General features: G+C 54.7%; 20 protein-coding genes. 5 read left to right on the top strand and 15 right to left on the bottom strand.

Going from position 1 to position 18,289, the window contains the following annotated elements; genetic code table 11:
* Positions 1–29 precede the first annotated feature (29 nt).
* From accD to pdxB, 5 genes are all read right to left on the bottom strand, one after another.
* The gene (accD, locus tag QEN32_RS06955; protein ID WP_000118383.1) at positions 30–944 is read right to left on the bottom strand and encodes an acetyl-CoA carboxylase, carboxyltransferase subunit beta; all 915 of its coding nucleotides are present in this window, start codon (positions 942–944) and stop codon (positions 30–32) included.
* A 149-nt stretch (positions 945–1,093) separates the two neighbouring features.
* Positions 1,094–1,753: a DedA family protein gene (locus tag QEN32_RS06950; protein ID WP_000364318.1), complete on the bottom strand. Its 660-nt coding sequence runs from the start codon at positions 1,751–1,753 to the stop codon at positions 1,094–1,096.
* A 48-nt stretch (positions 1,754–1,801) separates the two neighbouring features.
* On the bottom strand, positions 1,802–2,614 hold the full coding sequence (gene truA / locus QEN32_RS06945) for a tRNA pseudouridine(38-40) synthase TruA (protein WP_000016631.1): 813 nt from the start codon (positions 2,612–2,614) through the stop codon (positions 1,802–1,804).
* Entirely contained in the window at positions 2,614–3,627 is a 1,014-nt protein-coding gene (locus tag QEN32_RS06940; protein WP_001289141.1) for an aspartate-semialdehyde dehydrogenase, read from the bottom strand. Before QEN32_RS06940 ends, truA begins: the two co-directional genes overlap by 1 nt.
* 67 nt (positions 3,628–3,694) lie before the next feature.
* A complete protein-coding gene (pdxB, locus tag QEN32_RS06935) occupies positions 3,695–4,831 on the bottom strand; it encodes a 4-phosphoerythronate dehydrogenase PdxB (protein WP_000699176.1) in 1,137 nt (378 codons plus the stop codon).
* Positions 4,832–4,934: 103 nt separating this feature from the next.
* On the opposite strand from pdxB, the gene flk reads away from it, so the two are divergent.
* Positions 4,935–5,936 carry a flagella biosynthesis regulator Flk gene (gene flk / locus QEN32_RS06930; protein ID WP_000553395.1) on the top strand — a complete coding sequence of 334 codons (1,002 nt, stop codon included), beginning with the start codon at positions 4,935–4,937 and terminating at the stop codon, positions 5,934–5,936.
* Here the strand turns inward: flk and QEN32_RS06925 are convergent.
* Together QEN32_RS06925 and QEN32_RS06920 are read right to left on the bottom strand one after the other, a co-directional pair.
* Positions 5,933–7,111, bottom strand: coding sequence for an MFS transporter (locus tag QEN32_RS06925; protein WP_265322254.1), 1,179 nt, complete (start codon positions 7,109–7,111; stop codon positions 5,933–5,935). The two genes, flk and QEN32_RS06925, sit on opposite strands and share 4 nt — an antisense overlap.
* Positions 7,112–7,290: 179 nt before the next feature.
* Positions 7,291–7,665, bottom strand: a complete 375-nt coding sequence (locus tag QEN32_RS06920; RefSeq protein WP_023138696.1) for a hypothetical protein — start codon at positions 7,663–7,665, stop codon at positions 7,291–7,293.
* 172 nt (positions 7,666–7,837) lie between these two features.
* Between QEN32_RS06920 and QEN32_RS06915 the strand changes: the two genes are divergently transcribed.
* Positions 7,838–8,020, top strand: a complete 183-nt coding sequence (locus QEN32_RS06915; RefSeq protein WP_000433432.1) for a helix-turn-helix domain-containing protein — start codon at positions 7,838–7,840, stop codon at positions 8,018–8,020.
* A 211-nt stretch (positions 8,021–8,231) separates the two neighbouring features.
* Positions 8,232–8,750, top strand: coding sequence for a YbjP/YqhG family protein (locus tag QEN32_RS06910; RefSeq protein WP_000847540.1), 519 nt, complete (start codon positions 8,232–8,234; stop codon positions 8,748–8,750).
* Between the two features lie 66 nt (positions 8,751–8,816).
* Here QEN32_RS06910 and QEN32_RS06905 read toward each other — a convergent pair whose 3' ends face one another.
* Together QEN32_RS06905 and fabB are read right to left on the bottom strand one after the other, a co-directional pair.
* Positions 8,817–9,473 carry a type II CAAX endopeptidase family protein gene (locus QEN32_RS06905; RefSeq protein WP_265322253.1) on the bottom strand — a complete coding sequence of 219 codons (657 nt, stop codon included), beginning with the start codon at positions 9,471–9,473 and terminating at the stop codon, positions 8,817–8,819.
* 97 nt (positions 9,474–9,570) lie between these two features.
* Positions 9,571–10,785, bottom strand: a complete 1,215-nt coding sequence (gene fabB / locus QEN32_RS06900) for a beta-ketoacyl-ACP synthase I (RefSeq protein ID WP_000817159.1) — start codon at positions 10,783–10,785, stop codon at positions 9,571–9,573.
* Positions 10,786–10,944: 159 nt separating this feature from the next.
* On the opposite strand from fabB, the gene mnmC reads away from it, so the two are divergent.
* The gene (gene mnmC / locus QEN32_RS06895) at positions 10,945–12,945 is read left to right on the top strand and encodes a bifunctional tRNA (5-methylaminomethyl-2-thiouridine)(34)-methyltransferase MnmD/FAD-dependent 5-carboxymethylaminomethyl-2-thiouridine(34) oxidoreductase MnmC (RefSeq protein WP_280144443.1); all 2,001 of its coding nucleotides are present in this window, start codon (positions 10,945–10,947) and stop codon (positions 12,943–12,945) included.
* Positions 12,946–12,996: 51 nt separating this feature from the next.
* Here the strand turns inward: mnmC and QEN32_RS06890 are convergent, their stop codons facing one another.
* From QEN32_RS06890 to prmB, 6 genes are read right to left on the bottom strand one after another with little or no spacing between them, the layout of a single operon-like run.
* Positions 12,997–13,272: a YfcL family protein gene (locus QEN32_RS06890; protein WP_000559749.1), complete on the bottom strand. Its 276-nt coding sequence runs from the start codon at positions 13,270–13,272 to the stop codon at positions 12,997–12,999.
* A 32-nt stretch (positions 13,273–13,304) separates the two neighbouring features.
* A complete protein-coding gene (locus QEN32_RS06885) occupies positions 13,305–13,853 on the bottom strand; it encodes an elongation factor P hydroxylase (protein ID WP_001066345.1) in 549 nt (182 codons plus the stop codon).
* Positions 13,853–14,662, bottom strand: a complete 810-nt coding sequence (locus tag QEN32_RS06880; RefSeq protein WP_000368599.1) for a sulfite exporter TauE/SafE family protein — start codon at positions 14,660–14,662, stop codon at positions 13,853–13,855. Before QEN32_RS06880 ends, QEN32_RS06885 begins: the two co-directional genes overlap by 1 nt.
* Entirely contained in the window at positions 14,662–15,486 is an 825-nt protein-coding gene (mepA, locus tag QEN32_RS06875; protein WP_000750429.1) for a penicillin-insensitive murein endopeptidase, read from the bottom strand. Before mepA ends, QEN32_RS06880 begins: the two co-directional genes overlap by 1 nt.
* Positions 15,487–15,489: 3 nt before the next feature.
* Positions 15,490–16,575, bottom strand: coding sequence for a chorismate synthase (aroC, locus tag QEN32_RS06870; RefSeq protein ID WP_000918457.1), 1,086 nt, complete (start codon positions 16,573–16,575; stop codon positions 15,490–15,492).
* A gap of 35 nt (positions 16,576–16,610) precedes the next feature.
* The gene (prmB, locus tag QEN32_RS06865) at positions 16,611–17,543 is read right to left on the bottom strand and encodes a 50S ribosomal protein L3 N(5)-glutamine methyltransferase (RefSeq protein WP_001542329.1); all 933 of its coding nucleotides are present in this window, start codon (positions 17,541–17,543) and stop codon (positions 16,611–16,613) included.
* Positions 17,544–17,708: 165 nt separating this feature from the next.
* Here prmB and smrB point away from each other — a divergent pair, with 165 nt between their 5' ends.
* On the top strand, positions 17,709–18,260 hold the full coding sequence (gene smrB / locus QEN32_RS06860; protein WP_000730794.1) for an endonuclease SmrB: 552 nt from the start codon (positions 17,709–17,711) through the stop codon (positions 18,258–18,260).
* Positions 18,261–18,289: the final 29 nt, after the last annotated feature.

The following is an 18,289-nucleotide window of genomic DNA, read 5'->3' as shown; positions in this document are numbered from 1 at the left end:
AGAGCCTGCGGCCCTGCCCTTTTCAGTTATCAGGCCTCAGACTCCTGATCCGGCGCCGGAGGCACCACCACGCCTTCACGCGGGGCGTCCGGGTTCGGCGCGGGCAGATTCATCAGCTTCGCCAGAATGCTCGCCAGCTTCAGGCGCATTTCCGGGCGGCGGACTATCATATCAATAGCGCCTTTTTCGATCAGGAACTCACTGCGCTGGAATCCTGGCGGGAGCTTCTCACGAACGGTTTGTTCGATAACGCGCGGGCCGGCGAAGCCAATCAGGGCTTTTGGCTCGGCGATGTTGAGATCGCCCAGCATCGCAAAACTGGCGGAAACGCCGCCCATTGTCGGATCGGTCAGTACAGAAATGTACGGTAAACCGCGTTCCTGCATTTTAGCCAGCGCCGCCGAGGTTTTCGCCATCTGCATCAGCGACATCAGCGCTTCTTGCATACGCGCGCCGCCGGAAGCAGAGAAACACACTAACGGACAGTTGTCTTCCAGCGCCTGTTCAACGGCGCGAACGAAGCGTGCGCCAACGACAGACCCCATTGAGCCGCCCATGAACGCGAATTCAAACGCGGCGGCGACAACCGGCATACCGTGAAGCGTCCCTTTCATGACCACCAGCGCGTCTTTCTCGCCGGTTTCTTTCTGCGCGGACGCCAGTCTGTCTTTATATTTTTTGGAGTCGCGGAACTTGAGCACGTCTTTTGGCTCCAGCTCGCTACCCAACTCCACAAGGGAACCTTCATCTAACAGGCTATGCAGGCGATTGCGCGCCGACATGCGCATATGATGGTCACACTTAGGACAGACCTCAAGATTACGTTCCAGCTCAGCGCGGTATAAAACCTGACCGCAGCTATCACACTTGGTCCACACCCCTTCAGGAATGCTTGCCTTGCGGGTGGGAGTAATGTTGCTTTTAATTCGTTCAATCCAGCTCATTGGTGACCTTTCTGCCTGAACCTTAGTCAGCTTTATTATAAGGGGCGCATAATGCCATTTTTGCCCCCAACAGACCATGAATGTTGCACATTAAAACATAACAGCCCGAAACTTTGGATAAAAAAGTGGTCGAACCGCTGAGTTACTTTCTATTTTGCGGCACGCGACGCAGCGCGCTTATGCCGGACAATCTCAATGACGCCAGGTAATATCGAAACCACGATAATCCCCACAATCAGCAGCTTAAGGTTATCCTGAATCAACGGTATCGTACCGAAGAAATAACCGGCGTAGGTAAAGAGCAGTACCCACAGCAGCGCGCCGATGACGTTATAGGCTGCAAAATGCCGATAGGACATGTGCCCCATCCCTGCCACAAACGGCGCAAAGGTTCTGACGATCGGCACGAAGCGAGCGAGAATGATAGTTTTACCGCCGTGTTTTTCATAAAACTGGTGGGTTTTATCCAGATAACTGCGGCGGAAAATTTTCGAATTCGGATTACTGAACAGTTTTTCGCCGAACAGTCGACCAATCGTGTAATTTACCGCATCGCCGACAATTGCGGCGATCAGCATTAACGCCACCATGACATGCACATTGAGATCGTTGGTTTCCAGCGAAGCCAGCGCCCCGGCGACAAACAGCAGCGAGTCGCCCGGCAGGAACGGCGTGACGACCAGGCCGGTTTCACAAAACAGAATCAAAAACAAAATAGCGTACACCCAGACGCCGTACTCCGCGACCAGCTCCGCCAGATGCACATCGATGTGCAGAATAAAATCAATAATAAAGTAGATCAGGTCCATATTTGTCTTTGCCTTTCTACCCGACACGTTTCGGGTGTACGATTCGGATTAGTCCGCCAGAAATAGCGGGCCCATTGGCGGTTTTGGAAGGTCAAACCGGTCAGGGTAATCCACCGCAACCAAATATAGCCCCTCCGCCTTCGCCGTTGCCGCCGCCAGCGTTCTGTCCCTGGCCGCTAACAGCTCTGCGATCCAGCTCTCCGGCTGGTTGTGAGCGCCTACTTCCAGCAGGCTGCCGACAATATTCCTGACCATATGATGAACAAAGGCATTCGCTTTGATATCGACCACCACATAAGGGCCGTGGCGGGTAACGTTGATGTGCATCACATTACGCCACGGCGTGCGCGACTGGCACTGCACTGCGCGAAACGAGGTAAAATCATTTTCGCCAAGCAGACACTGCGCCGCGCGATGCATCCGCTCTGCATCCAGCGGCTCATAGTAATGCGTCACGCCTTTTGCTAATACCGCAGGACGCAGTCGATGATTGTAGATGATATAGCGATAACGGCGAGCCGTAGCGCTAAATCGCGCGTGAAAATCATCCGGTACAGTTTTCACCCAGCGCACGGCAATGTCACCAGGCAAATTCGCATTTACCCCCAGCGTCCATGCCGCATCTTTGCGCAATGCGGTCGTTTCGAAATGGACAACCTGCCCGGTGCCGTGAACGCCGGCATCGGTACGCCCGGCGCAGAACACGTTAATAGGTTCATTTGCCACCTGCGAGAGCGCTTTTTCCAGCTTTTCCTGCACGCTGCGCACTTCATTCTGACGCTGCCAGCCATAATACTTGCTGCCGTCGTACTCAATACCCAGCGCAATTTTATAGACCGGCGATGATTGCTGTCCGGACATCAGTACAGATACTCCTGCACCAGCTTCTCCGCAATTTTAACGGCCATCAGCGCGCCGCCGAAACGCACGTTGTCCGCCACTGACCAGAACTGAATTTGTTCCGGCATACCGTAATCATTATGCACACAGCCAATAGAAAGCTGTGGATTGCCGGAAGCGTCGCCCACCTGCGTCGGGTAATCCGTCTCTTCTGACAGTACGATATCTTCACCGCGGGAAAATGCCTCGCGCGCCTCTTCCGCCGCCAGCGGACGGAGCGCTTCAAAGCTCACCATCTGCGCATGGCCATAGAACACCGGCGACTGCACGACACTGGCGGAGATCATCACGCCATCGTCCTGCAAAATTTTACGCACTTCATCGACGATACGACGTTCCTGGCGCACGCTGCCTTCACGATCCGGCAGCAGCGGCAGCATATTGAACGCTAACTGGCGGCCAAAGAAATCATCTTCATCAATCGGTATGCCGTTAAGCAGCTTCGCACTCTGTCCGGCCAGCGCATCGACCGCTTTTTTCCCCTGTGCGGACGCTGATAACATACTGGTGACGGCGATGCGCGACAGTCCCCCCTGATCGATTAACGGCTTGAGCGCCGCCAGCAGTTGACTGGTCAGACTATCGGCGACCGCAATCACGTTACGGTTACGGTAATCCGCCAGTACATACGGGTTAACTTCCGGCACGACCAGCGGCACATCAGGCTCCAGCGCGAACAGACCGCTGGAATCTATCACCAGGCAACCTGCATTAGTCGCGTCGTCTATCCAGGCAGCCGATGCCTCTGCGCCGGCAACGAAAAACGCCAACTGCGCCTGCGTCCAGTCAAAGTCCGCCGCATCCTGGACAATGACCGACTTGCCACCAAAACGGAGGTGCTCGCCCGCGCTTTCATGACGCGCCAACGCATAAATTTCACCGACCGGGAACTGGCGTTCAGCCAGTGTTTCAAGCAGGGCTTCGCCTACGGCGCCCGTTGCGCCCAGAATGGCAATGTTCCAGCCTTCAGACATGGTGATTTACTCCAGAAATACATAAGCGTCCCTGTCGCATTATTCGACAGGGAGCATTAAGAAGACATTAATGTGCCGGGTGATGAACAGCGTTAAAACCTAGCTTACACAGCAAGGCGGCTGCCGTTTCGTCGTCACACATCACGTATAAAGACGACCATTCACGGCGCTCAAGATAATTTTTACGCAATTTATCAAATTCACCCGGAATTCCAGCGACTTTACGCAGCGGCGCATCGTCGCGGCGCACATCATACACCAAATGCGCCAGTCTTTTCAGCGTCGGTTGATCCAGCGGGCCATGAAGCGTAATACGACCAAACTCAGGCGCAGGCAGTAATGTCTCCAGCGCGACATGCTGCTCGCGGCCAATAAACGCGCTATACGCCTCAAAGACCTGGGTGGTGCCGCGCGCTTTGCCTTCCAGCGTATAGCCGGCAATATGCGACGTGCCGATATCCACGGCTTCCAGTAGCGCGACGTTAAGATCCGGTTCGCCCTCCCACACATCAAGCACCACGCTCAGCGGCTGCCCGGCATTAAGTCGCGCCAGCAACGCGGCGTTATCCACCACCGGACCGCGGCAGGCGTTAATGAGAATGGCGCCGGGTTTCAGTCGACGGATCAGCGTCTCATCGGCCAGATGCAGCGTTTTATACGGTCCGTCTTTATAAAGCGGCGTATGGAAAGTCAGGACATCCGCTTCCTGCACCAGCTCATCCAGCGTACGAAAATCACCCTCGTCCCCGCGTGCGGCGCGTGGCGGATCGCACAGCAACGTACGGATACCCAACGCTTCAAGCCTGGTCTGTAGCCGGCTTCCAACGTTACCCACACCGACAATCCCTATAGTGCGATCGCGTAACGAAAAGCCGTCACGTTCGGCCAGCATCAACAGCGCGGAAAACACATACTCCACCACGGCGATAGCATTACAGCCGGGCGCGGCTGAAAAACCGATGCCCGCCTGCTTCAGCCATGCCTCATCCACATGATCGGTGCCTGCCGTAGCAGTACCAACGAAGTTAATCGGCGTGCCGCTCAGCAGCGATTCATTCACTTTCGTGACCGAACGCACCATTAACGCATCGGCATGGTTCAATTCTTCAACGGGGATCGGGCGACCCGGCACTGCCTTTACCTCACCCAGGCGGCTAAATAATTCGCGGGCGTAAGGCATATTTTCATCAACGAGAATTTTCACGACTGTCGTACCTGTTTGAGAACGAGAGTTAACCGGACAAGTGTGCCATAATCTGGCCGCCAGGCATATATTGCTCAGATTTATGGTTAAAGGATAATTAATTATGCATCCCATCTCCGGCGCCCCTGCACAGCCTCCAGGCGAAGGGCGTAATCCTCTTTCCGCTGCGAGCGAGCAGCCGCTTTCCATGCAACAGCGTACGGTACTGGAAAGGCTGATCACGCGCCTGATTTCACTGACCCAGCAGCAAAGCGCGGAAGTATGGGCCGGAATGAAACACGATCTGGGGATAAAAAATGACGCGCCGCTACTGTCGCGCCACTTCCCCGCCGCTGAACAGAATCTTACCCAGCGTCTGGGCGTAGCGCAGCAAAATCACGCCAATCGTCAGGTACTTTCACAGCTAACAGAGCTGCTTGGCGTCGGGAATAATCGTCAGGCCGTCAGCGATTTTATCCGTCAGCAATACGGTCAAACCGCGCTTAGCCAGCTTACGCCCGATCAACTCAAAAACGTGCTGACGCTCCTGCAACAGGGGCAGCTTTCCATTCCGCAGCCGCAGCAACGTCCGGCAACGGATCGGCCATTATTGCCTGCTGAACATAATACGTTGAATCAGTTGGTGACGAAGCTGGCAGCCGCGACCGGCGAGTCAAACAAACTTATCTGGCAATCAATGCTGGAACTCTCCGGCGTGAAAAGCGGCGAGCTCATTCCGGCAAAACAGTTTACTCATCTGGCGACATGGCTACAGGCGCGGCAGACGCTGTCACTACAACACGCGCCTACGCTACATACGCTGCAGGCTGCGTTAAAACAACCGCTTGAGCCAGACGAGCTCACAGCGATCAAAGAGTATGCCCAACACACTTATCAAATTCAGCCGCAAACGGTGTTGACCACCGCCCAGGTGCAGGACTTACTTAACCATATTTTCCTGCGTCGCGTAGAGCGGGAGGCGGATGAGCTGGAACCGCTCTCTATTCAACCCATCTACCGCCCGTTCGCGCCGATGATTGAAACCGTAAAAAATCTGTCTGCGCGGCCAGGCCTGTTGTTTATCGCGCTAATAATTGTACTGGCGCTTTTCTGGCTGGTTTCTTAACCACGCCGGAACGATAATATCGTCACCAGGATGCCAACCACCGCGGAGATCGCTCCCGCGAGGAATACGGAAGGATAGCCGCATGACGTGGCCAGCACGCCCGCCAGCGGGCCGGTAACGCCGTAGGAGATATCCTGAAACGCGGCGTAACCGCCGAGCGCCGTACCGCGTACCTGAGAAGGTACGCGTTTCACAACCTCCACGCCCAGCGCCGGGAAAATCAATGAACACCCTGCCCCGGTGAGCGCCGCGCCTACCAGCGCTATCCAGGCCGTCGGCGCCAGCCACAAGAGCAGCAGTCCTGCCGTCTCAACCAGCAATGAGACAACGGCGACCTTCACGCCGCCAAAGCGGTCCGGCATCCAACCGAACAACATGCGCATCAGGACAAACGCACCGCCAAACGCGGTCAGGGTGAATCCCGCCATCGTCCAGCCATTGCTGACAAAATAAAGTGAAATAAACGTACCGATGACGGCAAAGCCCACGCCCTGCAATGCCAGGCCCAGGCCCGGTTTCCAGATAAGCCCGACCACGCTCCACAGTGAAGGTCGCTCCCCCGTATACGCAGGCACTTTACGCACGGTGCCGTTGAATGCCCAGGCCAGCAGCGGTAAAACCATCGTCGTCCCCGCCAGCGCCGCGAAGCCAAAGTGGCTATGGATCAGCAAGCCCAACGGCGCACCAGCCGCCAGCGCGCCGTAAATCGCCATTCCGTTCCACGACATCACCTTACCGGAACGCGTTGGGCCAACCAGCCCCAGTCCCCAGGTCAGGGTTCCGGTCAGCAGCTGGCTTTCGCCAAATCCGAGGATCAAACGCCCGACAATAAGCAGCGCGAATTTTACCGGCGCGGAAACCGGCAACAGCGCGGCCAGGAGCCAGGCGGCGCCCGCCAGTCCGCAGGCAAACATCCCCTGTAACGCCGATCGTTTAGCGCCATATTGATCCGCCAGCCGTCCGGCATAGCCGCGCGTCAGTACCGTCGCAAAAAACTGAATGCCCACGGCGATCCCAACCATCGTATTGCTATAGCCCAGTTCGTGATGGACAAAAAGCGGGATGACGGGTAACGGCAGGCCGACCGTCATATAGGTCAGGAAAACCGCAAAGGCGATGCGGAACAGCGAAAAATTCGCAGACGGGGTCGTTGTTTTTTGGCTAACTGCTGTCATGCATTACTCCAGAATGCAGAGTAAGGCGGGGAAAGGCCACGCCCCCCTCTACCTGAACGTCAGGATTAAGGTGCGTTGGATAACGTTAAACGCTTACGCATTATCGGAAGGATAATGTAGAAAGTGAAGTCTGCCTGTGAGACGCGAAACTTGTCAACCTTGAAATTGCAGCCAGGGTATCAACGTGGCGGCGTGTCATCAAACAGAAAGGGAAAGACCGCTTTCATCCCTCTCACCTTAAACCGTCCGGTCACCTGCTTGCGCTGTTCTGGCGTCAGTAACCTGAACATCATCTCCTGGATATCTTCAGGCTCCGCTTCCTGTAAGGAAATGGGTTCTGGCGTCGGTTCCTCTCCGCTGTCGTCAAGATAACGATGAACATAAAGAGGGAAAACAGATATATGAAACTCCTCGGCCTTTGATTTAACACGCTTACGCCTGACACCCTCTTTCCCTTCGCTGTACTTATACAAACGTTCGCGAACCGCAGGCTCGCTTCCCGGAAACCCCGGTAAGCCAAGACATTCCTTAACCGTGAACCATTCCTTTGCCATCGGTTTCTTTCCTTTCCCCTGATGAAATAAAAATATTTCTTCTTTTTCGCGAAATTTTGCTTTCTTTCTGGCACTATTCTCAGAGTGAAAAAGAAAGTAACTTTCTTTTTCTCGCGCTAATTTTTACCTTAAAAATATCGGTGCCGATAACACATCTTCTTAGGATTACAGAATGGAACCAAAAAGCCAGGACTGGCATCGTGCAGATATTAAAAGTGCACTTGAAAAAAGAGGTATTACGCTCAGAGATCTTTCTCGTCAGGCCGGTGTGCGGAATTTACCCGAAAGGCAATTCAGGCGGGCGGTATCACGCTGGGGCATACATATCATGCGAAAGATTATGGCCCAATGTTAAGAAGCGCCGGATTCACCGCTATTGGTACCTATGAAATGCCGCGCGAGGGTGACGTCATTATTATTCAACCTTACGCTGGCGGAAACCCGAGCGGTCACATGGCGATATACGATGGTGCAGAGTGGTATTCAGATTTTAAACAACGCGATATGTGGGCCGGCCCGGGCTACCGGGCAGCCAGGCCCTCATATACCATCTACAGGAAGAATTAATGAAAACGTTCTCCCTTGTCGCGCTTATCCTGTTGCTTTGTAGTTGCTCTGCGCCTCATCACGACAGTACGCAGGCCGTGAAGCAGTTCTATACCTCATGGATGACGACGTTCACGAACGATGTGAATACCCCTGACGACACCACCGCCTTAATGCAACGTTACGTTGCTAAAGAGGTTATTCATCGCCTGGCGCTAATACAGTCCCTTTATGAACAGGAGATTGTGGGGGCAGATTATTTTATGTATGCGCAGGACTATGCGCCAGAGTGGATTCCACAGTTACGGGTTGGGAAGGCACACCCTTTCCTCGGCGGAGAAAAAGTGGATGTTCTGTTGGCTACAGAGTCAACACCCATCCACCTGGAAGTTTATACCCGTTGGGAAGAGGGACGCTGGAAAATTTACCGCGTTCGGGATGCTGACAGGGGTTATGAACAGCCGATTTATGACGCAGGCGCCATCACCCAGGCTGAGGCCTGGTCAGCGAAAGTCGCGCCGGAATATAAGAAGCATTAAAAAAGGGAACCGCCATCGGTCTCTTGTTCGTACCGGAGAGGTTAAAGCGCCTCTTGCATCAGGCGCTTATTCCGTCGCTGAAAACAGTAAGCCGAAAATAACCCAGGCATTATTTAAAATATGAAGTATTATCGGTATCATTAACCCTCGACTTCTCATTCGAACAACGCATAATATCGATGAAAACACAAACAGATAAACAAAAGTCACCGCAAAGAGATATTGTGTATGCATAATTGCAAAAGCGAGTGAGGTAATAATAATACCGGAAACTCTTGAGTACCGACCCCAACCGATACTGCTGTTTAATAAAAACCCTCTGAATATAATTTCCTCCGTCACAGGAGCCAGAAAGCACATCGCCAGCGTGTTAAGAAATTTATGAAGAAAAAATTGCCTTGATAACTCGGCCATCCAGGGTTCCGGGCCACTAAAAGCATTGTAGAGAACGGTAAGGCACACCAGGGCCAGCGCCGGAAAAAAACATTCCACAAATGATAAGCGGCCCAATGATAAAAACGGGTAATACTTTGAATAAATACTCCAGGCAGCAATCGCATAGACAAAAACAATACTATATATAAAAGGCGCAGCCAGACCTCCCAAATAAAGCCAGGCATAGGAAGGCGAAAATGAGGCAAAAACAAAAATGCCAAGCAAACCAAATAAAACAGCCACACAACTCAAACTATGCCTAATTTTATCTAATGTATTAGTTGGCATTTATAGAATATCCATATAATTTGTTGTTCCCTGAATGAAAAAACAGGTCGCATTAGCGACCTGTTTCATTATTGATACTACAACGTAATAGTCAGGCTTACAACTTACGCATCACCAGCGTGGCGTTGGTGCCGCCAAAACCGAAGCTGTTAGACATTACAGTAGTCAGTTCACGCTCGGTCGTTTCGGTCACGATGTCCAGACCCGCAGCCTGCTCATCCAGCTCTTCGATGTTGATACTCGGCGCGATAAAACCGTGCTCCAGCATCAGCAGAGAGTAGATAGCTTCCTGCACGCCTGCGGCACCCAGCGAGTGGCCGGTCATCGCTTTGGTTGCAGAAATTGCCGGGCTGTTATCGCCAAACACTTCACGGATTGCACCGAGTTCTTTCACGTCGCCTACCGGAGTAGAGGTACCGTGAGAGTTCAGGTAGTCGATCGGCGTGTCTACGCCGTGCATCGCCATCTGCATGCAACGTACTGCGCCTTCACCAGACGGAGCAACCATGTCTGCGCCATCGGATGTTGCGCCGTAACCGACGATTTCCGCATAAATATGCGCGCCGCGCGCCAGAGCGTGTTCCAGCTCTTCGACAACAACCATACCGCCACCGCCTGCGATGACAAACCCATCACGGTGCGCATCATAGGTACGGGACGCTTTTTCAGGCGTATCGTTATATTTGGTGGACAGTGCGCCCATCGCATCGAACTCACAGGCCATTTCCCAGCACAGCTCTTCGCCGCCGCCAGCAAAAACGATGTCCTGTTTGCCCAGTTGGATCTGTTCAACCGCATTGCCGATACAGTGTGCGGAGGTCGCGCAAGCGGAGCTAATGGAGTAGTTTACGCCATAAATTTTAAACGGCGTAGCGAGGCAGGCGGAAACGCCGGATGCCATTGCTTTCGTCACCACATACGGGCCCACGGCTTTCAGACCACGCGGGCTACGCATGGCGTCTGCGCCAAAGACCTGGAATTTCGGGGAGCCGCCGCCGGAACCTGCAATCAGGCCGACACGCGGGTTATTCTGATAGACTTCCGGCGCCAGACCGGCGTCGGCCACTGCCTGCTCCATAGACAGATAAGCATAGATGGAGGCGTCGCTCATAAAGCGCACGACTTTGCGGTCAATGAGGCCAGTGGTATCCAGTTTTACGTTGCCCCATACCTGGCTACGCATGCCGGCGTCCTTCAGCTCCTGAGAGAAAGTGATCCCTGAACGTCCTTCACGCAGAGATGCCAGGACTTCCTGCTGGTTATTACCGATGCTGGAAACGATGCCCAGGCCAGTAATCACTGCACGTTTCATTCAATACCTCTGTAATTCGCACTATTTTTAAGTTTCGATTGGCACAATAGCGTACACTTGTACGCCGAACAAGTCCGATCAGCCATTTAGTACGGAAATTTGCGCCATCAGGCACACATCGTTAAGATCGCGATACCGCCCGTCAGACGAGTAACTTACGTGAAACAATACGCCATACAACCCGCCACACTCGAATTTAACGCTGAGGGTACACCTGTTTCCCGAGATTTTGATGATGTCTATTTTTCTAATGACAATGGACTCGAAGAGACACGCTACGTTTTTCTTGGCGGCAATCGTCTTGCGGAGCGATTTCCCGTACATTCACATCCATTATTTATAGTCGCGGAAAGCGGTTTTGGCACCGGACTCAACTTCCTGACGCTGTGGCAGGCGTTTGACAGCTTTCGTTCTGCGCACCCACAGGCGACGCTACAAAGGTTACATTTCATCAGTTTTGAGAAATTCCCGTTAACGCGCGACGATCTGGCGCTGGCGCACCAACACTGGCCGGAGCTCGCGCCCTGGGCAGAGCAGCTGCAGGCGCAATGGCCGCTGCCGCTCCCGGGGTGCCACCGCCTATTGCTGGATCGGGGCCGGGTGACGCTGGATTTGTGGTTTGGCGATATTAATGAATTGACCGACCAACTGGACGCCACGCTGAATCAAACAGTCGACGCCTGGTTCCTCGACGGTTTTGCCCCGGCGAAAAATCCGGATATGTGGACGCCAAACCTGTTTAACGCGATGGCGCGGCTGGCGCGGCCCGGCGCAACGCTGGCGACGTTTACCTCGGCGGGCTTCGTTCGTCGGGGGTTACAGGAAGCCGGTTTTACCATGCAAAAACGCAAAGGCTTCGGACGTAAACGCGAGATGCTTTGCGGAGTGATGGAACAACACCTCATGCCGACCCTTTCCGCGCCCTGGTTTTACCGCAGCGGAAGCGAAAAACGTGAAACGGCAATCATTGGCGGCGGCATCGCCAGCGCGCTGTTATCACTGGCGTTACTGCGTCGCGGCTGGCAGGTGACGCTCTATTGCGCAGATGATCAGCCCGCCCAGGGCGCTTCCGGTAATCGACAGGGCGCGCTTTATCCGCTCCTTAGCAAACATGACGCCGCCATTAATCGCTTTTTCCCGACCGCATTCACCTTTGCCCGTCGCCTGTATGATGCCCTGCCCGTCTCTTTTGATCATGACTGGTGCGGCGTGACGCAGCTCGGATGGGATGAGAAAAGCCAGCAGAAAATTGCCCAGATGCTGTCCCTGGCGCTGCCCGCCGGACTGGCCTCGGCGCTCAATGCCGAAGAGGCGGAACAGGCGGTTGGCGTGACGACACGCTGCGGAGGAATTACCTATCCGGCAGGCGGCTGGCTGTGCCCGGAACAATTAACTCGCGCAGTCATCGCACTGGCGACCGAACAGGGTTTACAAACGCGCTTTCGCCATACGCTCACGTCGCTCGTTGCGCAGGAGTCGCGCTGGCAACTGCGCTTTACGTCAGGTGAAACCGCCAGCCATGAGACCGCCGTTCTGGCGAACGGCCATCAGATTAACCGTTTTGATCAGACCCGGCCGCTGCCGGTGTATGCCGTCGGGGGGCAGGTCAGTCATATTCCCACCACCCCCGCTCTCTCGGCGTTGCGTCAGGTGTTATGCTACGACGGCTATCTGACGCCGCAAAATCCGCATAATCAGCAGCACTGTATTGGCGCCAGCTATCACCGGGGCGACGAAAGCACCGTCTGGCGCGAAGAAGATCAGCGTCAGAACCGACAGCGTCTGCTTGACTGTTTTCCGGATGCGAACTGGGCCACAGAGGTTGACGTTAGCGGCAACAGCGCTCGTTGCGGCGTGCGTTGCGCCACCCGCGACCATCTGCCGATGGTGGGCAATGTCCCGGATTACCATGCCACGCTGACGCATTACGCCGATTTAGCCGATAATAAAACGTCGGCGGCGCCTGCGCCTGTGTATCCGGGTTTATTTATGCTCGGCGCGCTGGGATCGCGCGGTTTGTGCTCAGCGCCATTATGCGCAGAAATTCTGGCGGCGCAGATGAGTAACGAGCCGATTCCACTGGATGCCAGTACGCTGGCGGCGTTAAATCCGAATCGGTTATGGGTGAGAAAGTTATTGAAGGGAAAAGCGGTGAAGTAATGGGCCAGTCAATAGCGGAAGGCGGCAAGCGTCGCCTTCCGGCCCACGGCGTTATTGTTTTGCCTTGTCGAACAAATTGTCCCACATCGCTTTGACTAACGCCTGATCGCGCGGCGACAGTTCGCCGGCGCCGATCGCTTTTTCCAGACTTTGGCTAACGTTGGCATAGACCGCCTCGACGGAGTGGTCATCACCGCTCTCCAGCTCGGCAATGGCTAACGTCAGGTGGCCACGCAGGTATCCACTGGCAAAAAGCTCATCGTCGCTGGCGTGCTCTACCATATCGTCAATTAATGCCAGAATGCGTGATTCAAACTCCGCGATCATCTTCTTTCCTCATTGTAAACGTGGCGCTGGCTTTAATTAAGCGCTTCCGGCCACGGGAACTGTTCCGCCTTAAGTTCGGGCGTGTGATAGTAATTCTGTAGCGCTTTGATGAAGCGGGCCGGACGTTCAGGAATGCCCTGCTCCAGATACGCCATTACCTGCGCATGAACCCGGCGCTGAAACGCCACGCGATCCGGCTCAATATCGCCTTCCAGATTGTCGCAACTGACGTTAAAGGGATACCCCGCCGCCACGCAAAACAACCAGTCGAAAGCCTGTGGCTTCACCTCAACGTCTTCGAATTGACTTTGGGTCTGCGCGTCGCGTCCGTCCGGGCAGTACCAGTAACCAAAGTCAACCAGTTCGCGGCGCGCCTTACCGGCGATACACCAGTGAGAAATCTCATGCAGCGCGCTGGCGTAAAACCCATGCGCAAAGACGATGCGGTGGTACGGTACCTGCGCGTCAGCAGGAAGATAGATCGGTTCGTCGTCGCCTTTAATCAGACGGGTATTAAATTCTTCGGCAAAGCAGCCGTTAAAAATCTCAATTAACTGTTCGTAATGGTGCGTATTGTTCATTAATTCATCCCCAACCAGTGGAGGATCTCCTGTCCGTGGCTATCATAAAGTAACCTGGCGCTCATTACCGCCGAGACAATAACGATCATCGGTCTGATAAGCTTTTGGCCTTTGCTCAACACCAGACGCGACCCCATTCGCGCCCCTAAAAACTGACCAACCAGCATCACGAAGCCCGTCGCCCAGATCACTTTGCCGCCGATGATAAATAACAGCAGGCCGCCAACGTTGGAGGTAGCGTTAAGCACTTTGGCATGTGCCGTGGATTTCGCCAGGTTATAGCCACATAAGGTGACAAACGCCAGGGCGTAAAACGACCCGGCGGCAGGCCCGAAAAAGCCGTCGTAAAACCCGACGCATCCCCCGGCTATCAGCGCGAACGGTAATCCATACAGGCGGCGCTGGCGATCTTCCTCGCCCAGCTTCGGCATCAATAAAAAATAGAGGCCGATGAAAATCACCAGGATGGGCAAGATCTGGCGCAAAATATCCGCCTGCACGTGCTGCACCAGCAGCGCGCCGCTCATCGAGCCAATGAACGTCATCAGAATATTGAGCTTTTGCTCGGCCAGGTTTACCACCTTACGGCGAATAAAATAGAGCGAAGACGAGAGGGAGCCGCCGCACGCCTGTAATTTATTGGTCGCCAGCGCGTTTGCCGGCGACATCCCGGCGGCCATCAGCGCAGGGATAGTGAGCAGCCCTCCGCCCCCGGCGATAGAATCGATAAATCCTGCCAGTACGGCGACAAAAAACAGCACCACCAGCAGCAGCGGGGAGACCATAAACAGATCATAAAAATTGTCCATCAGAGTACATGCTCATCCAGTAGCGCCTGGCAGGAAGGCGGCAGCGGCGGCGGTGTCTTCTTCTCAGGCTTTGTGGTGCCAGGTTTTGGCGGTTCGAACCAGCTTTGCAGTTCAGCGCCGCATCCATCGCCCGGCGGGGGTAAAGGTTGATCTTCGCACTCCAGGCTGTCGGCAGGGCAGCGTAAACGCACGTGCATATGCGCGCGATGCTGGAACCAGGGGCGTACTTTACGTAGCCAGTCACGATCGCTTCCGGCATCGAGGCAAAGCTGTTGTTTAATAGCCGGATTGACGAAAATACGGGTGACGTCATTGTCTTGTGCCGCCAGTTTGATCAGACTGGCGATATCCGACGACCAGCGAGACGGCACGACATGTTTACCGTCGCGGGACACCAGATCTAACGCCTGCGGGCGCAATAGCTGCGCCTGGCTCCAGCGCGTTTTCGGCAACTGCAAGAAAATATCCACATCAAGCCCGGTCTGATGACTGGCGTGTCCGCCATTAAAGCGGCCTCCGGCAGGCATCCCCATGTCGCCTATCAGGACGGTTCCGAGCCCCCGTTGCTGCGCCTGATGACTCAACCGCTGGATAAACATAACCAGATCCGGGTGGCCGAAATAACGGCGCTGATCGGTGCGCATCACCTGATAATTATCGGACTGTACCGGCAACGTGTCGGCGCCAATGATGCATCCGTTGGCAAAGCTACCAATAGACTGGGCGGCGCCGGGGACAGGATGGGTTATTTTCTGCCACGGCGTCGCCGCCAGGCTGGCGCTACTGACAAACCATGCCAGCAGCGCAATCGCGGTTTTTTTCATTTCTTACCAGCGTGGAATCTCTGTCTTTACATCCGCATTCTGTGCCCGATGGCGCAGCAGGTGATCCATCAGCACGATCGCCAGCATGGCTTCTGCGATCGGCACTGCGCGAATCCCCACACACGGATCGTGGCGCCCTTTGGTGATCATTTCGACTTCTTCACCCATCCGGTTGATCGTACGTCCCGGCACGGTAATGCTGGAGGTAGGTTTCAGCGCCATATGCGCCACAATGTGTTGCCCGCTACTGATGCCACCGAGGATGCCGCCAGCGTGGTTGCTCTGAAAACCCTGCGCCGTGATTTCATCGCGATTCTGGCTGCCGCGCAGCGCCACCACGTTAAATCCTTCGCCGATCTCCACGCCTTTCACCGCATTAATGCTCATCAGCGCATGGGCGATGTCCGCATCCAGTCGGTCAAATACCGGTTCGCCAAGCCCTGCCGGCACGCCGCTCGCCATCACCGTCACTTTCGCGCCGATGGAGTCACCCTCTTTTTTCAGCGCGCGCATCAGTTCGTCCAGCGCGTCAAGTTTGTCCGCATCGGGGCAAAAGAACGGATTAAGCTCAACCTGACGCCAGTCTTTAATCTCCAGCGGAATGTCGCCCATCTGGGTCAGGCAGCCGCGGATTTCGATGCCGAACTTTTCCGCCAGGTATTTCTTGGCGATCGCCCCTGCCGCTACGCGCATCGCGGTTTCACGCGCGGAAGAACGTCCACCGCCACGGTAATCGCGCAGGCCGTATTTCTGCTCATAGGTGTAATCCGCGTGTCCCGGACGAAAAACATCTTTAATCGCGCTGTAGTCCTGCGAGCGCTGATCGGTGTTTTCAATCAGCAGGCCAATGCTGGTGCCGGTCGTCACGCCATCAAACACGCCGGAGAGAATTTTTACCTGATCCGGTTCGCGGCGCTGGGTAGTATAGCGCGAGGTGCCGGGGCGGCGTCTGTCGAGATCGTGCTGCAGATCGGCCTCCGTTAACGGGATGCCGGGCGGCACGCCATCGACGATACACCCAAGCGCCAGCCCGTGTGATTCGCCGAAAGTGGTTACGCGAAAGAGTTGTCCAATTGTGTTTCCTGCCATCACGGCTCCGTTATCGTTGTTGTCGTTTGCGTGTTTTAATCTTTATAAATGTTGAAATGTTCACGGGCCGCGAGCAACTGCGCTTTGGTCAACATAAAGACGCCATCGCCGCCGTTGTCAAACTCCAGCCAGGTGAACGGCACATCCGGATACTGCTCCATCAGATGTACCATGCTGTTTCCGACTTCACAAATCAGAACGCCGTCATCGGACAGATAATCCGGCGCATTCCCCAGGATACGACGGGTCAATTTGAGGCCGTCAGTGCCGGACGCCAGCCCCAGCTCAGGTTCGTGGCGATATTCGTTCGGCAGATCGGACATATCCTCCGCATCGACATAAGGCGGGTTAGTGACAATCAGATCGTACTGAACTTTCGGCAGATCGCGGAACAGATCGGAACGGATTGGCGTCACGTGATGGATAAGACCGTGTTCTTCAATGTTATGCTCGGCGACAGCCAGCGCATCCGGCGAAATATCGACCGCATCAACCTCTGCGTCCGGGAAAGCATAAGCACAGGCGATGGCGATGCAGCCGCTGCCGGTGCACATATCCAGAATATATTTCGGCTGTTGGCTAATAAGGCCGGCGAAGTGGTTATTAATCAGCTCGCCAATGGGCGAACGCGGCACCAGCACGCGCTCATCGACATAAAATTCGTGGCCGCAGAACCAGGCTTTATTAGTCAGGTAGGCGACCGGGATACGCTCGTTAATGCGACGAATCACTCGCTCGACAATGCGGTGTTTTTCGCTGGACGTCAGCCGCGCGGTCCGCATATCTTCCGGAATATCCAGCGGCAGATAAAGAGACGGCAACACCAGTTGTACCGCTTCATCCCACGGGTTATCGGTACCGTGTCCATACCAGATATTCGCCGCGCTAAAGCGGCTTACCGCCCAGCGCAACATGTCCTGAATGGTATGCAGTTCACTTACTGCTTCATCGACGAAAATTTTATCCACGTATTCCTCCAGGGCATGCTCGCATTAAATTCGGCGGCTAGTTTGCCACGAAGACAGGGATAAATCAGCATTGACGCGGCGGGAGAATACGAAAAATCCGTTTTGACCGTTCGGATATCCTCCGGGTCGGGTAAACTAAGGCAAAAGATCAGACGAGACCCACGAATGAAAAAGAAAACATCGCTCAGCGAGGAGGACCAGGCGCTGTTCCGTCAGCTGATGGTCGGCACCCGAAAGATTAAACAGGATACTATCGTCCATCGGCCACTGCGCAAGAAAATCACGGAAGTCCCTACCCGAAGGTTAATTCAGGAACAGGCGGACGCCAGCCACTATTTTTCCGATGAGTTCCAGCCGCTGCTCAATACGGAAGGGCCGGTAAAGTATGTCCGTGAAGATGTCAGCCATTTCGAGCTAAAAAAAATGCGCCGCGGCGACTATTCGCCGGAACTGTTTCTGGATTTACACGGCTTAACGCAGCTTCAGGCCAAGCAGGAACTGGGGGCGCTGATTGCCGCCTGCCGTCGGGAACATATTTTTTGCGCCTGCGTCATGCATGGACACGGTAAACATATTCTGAAACAGCAAACGCCGTTATGGCTGGCGCAGCATCCGCATGTGATGGCCTTTCATCAGGCGCCGAAAGAGTACGGCGGCGACGCCGCGCTGCTGGTGTTGATTGAAGTGGAAGAGTGGCAACCGCCCGAATTACCCTGATGCGGAATTGCCGGATGGCGGCGCAAGCG

Source organism: Salmonella sp. SA14318 (assembly GCF_029866905.1).
Classification (GTDB): domain Bacteria; phylum Pseudomonadota; class Gammaproteobacteria; order Enterobacterales; family Enterobacteriaceae; genus Salmonella; species Salmonella enterica.
This window is presented reverse-complemented; position numbering and strand designations above follow the sequence as displayed.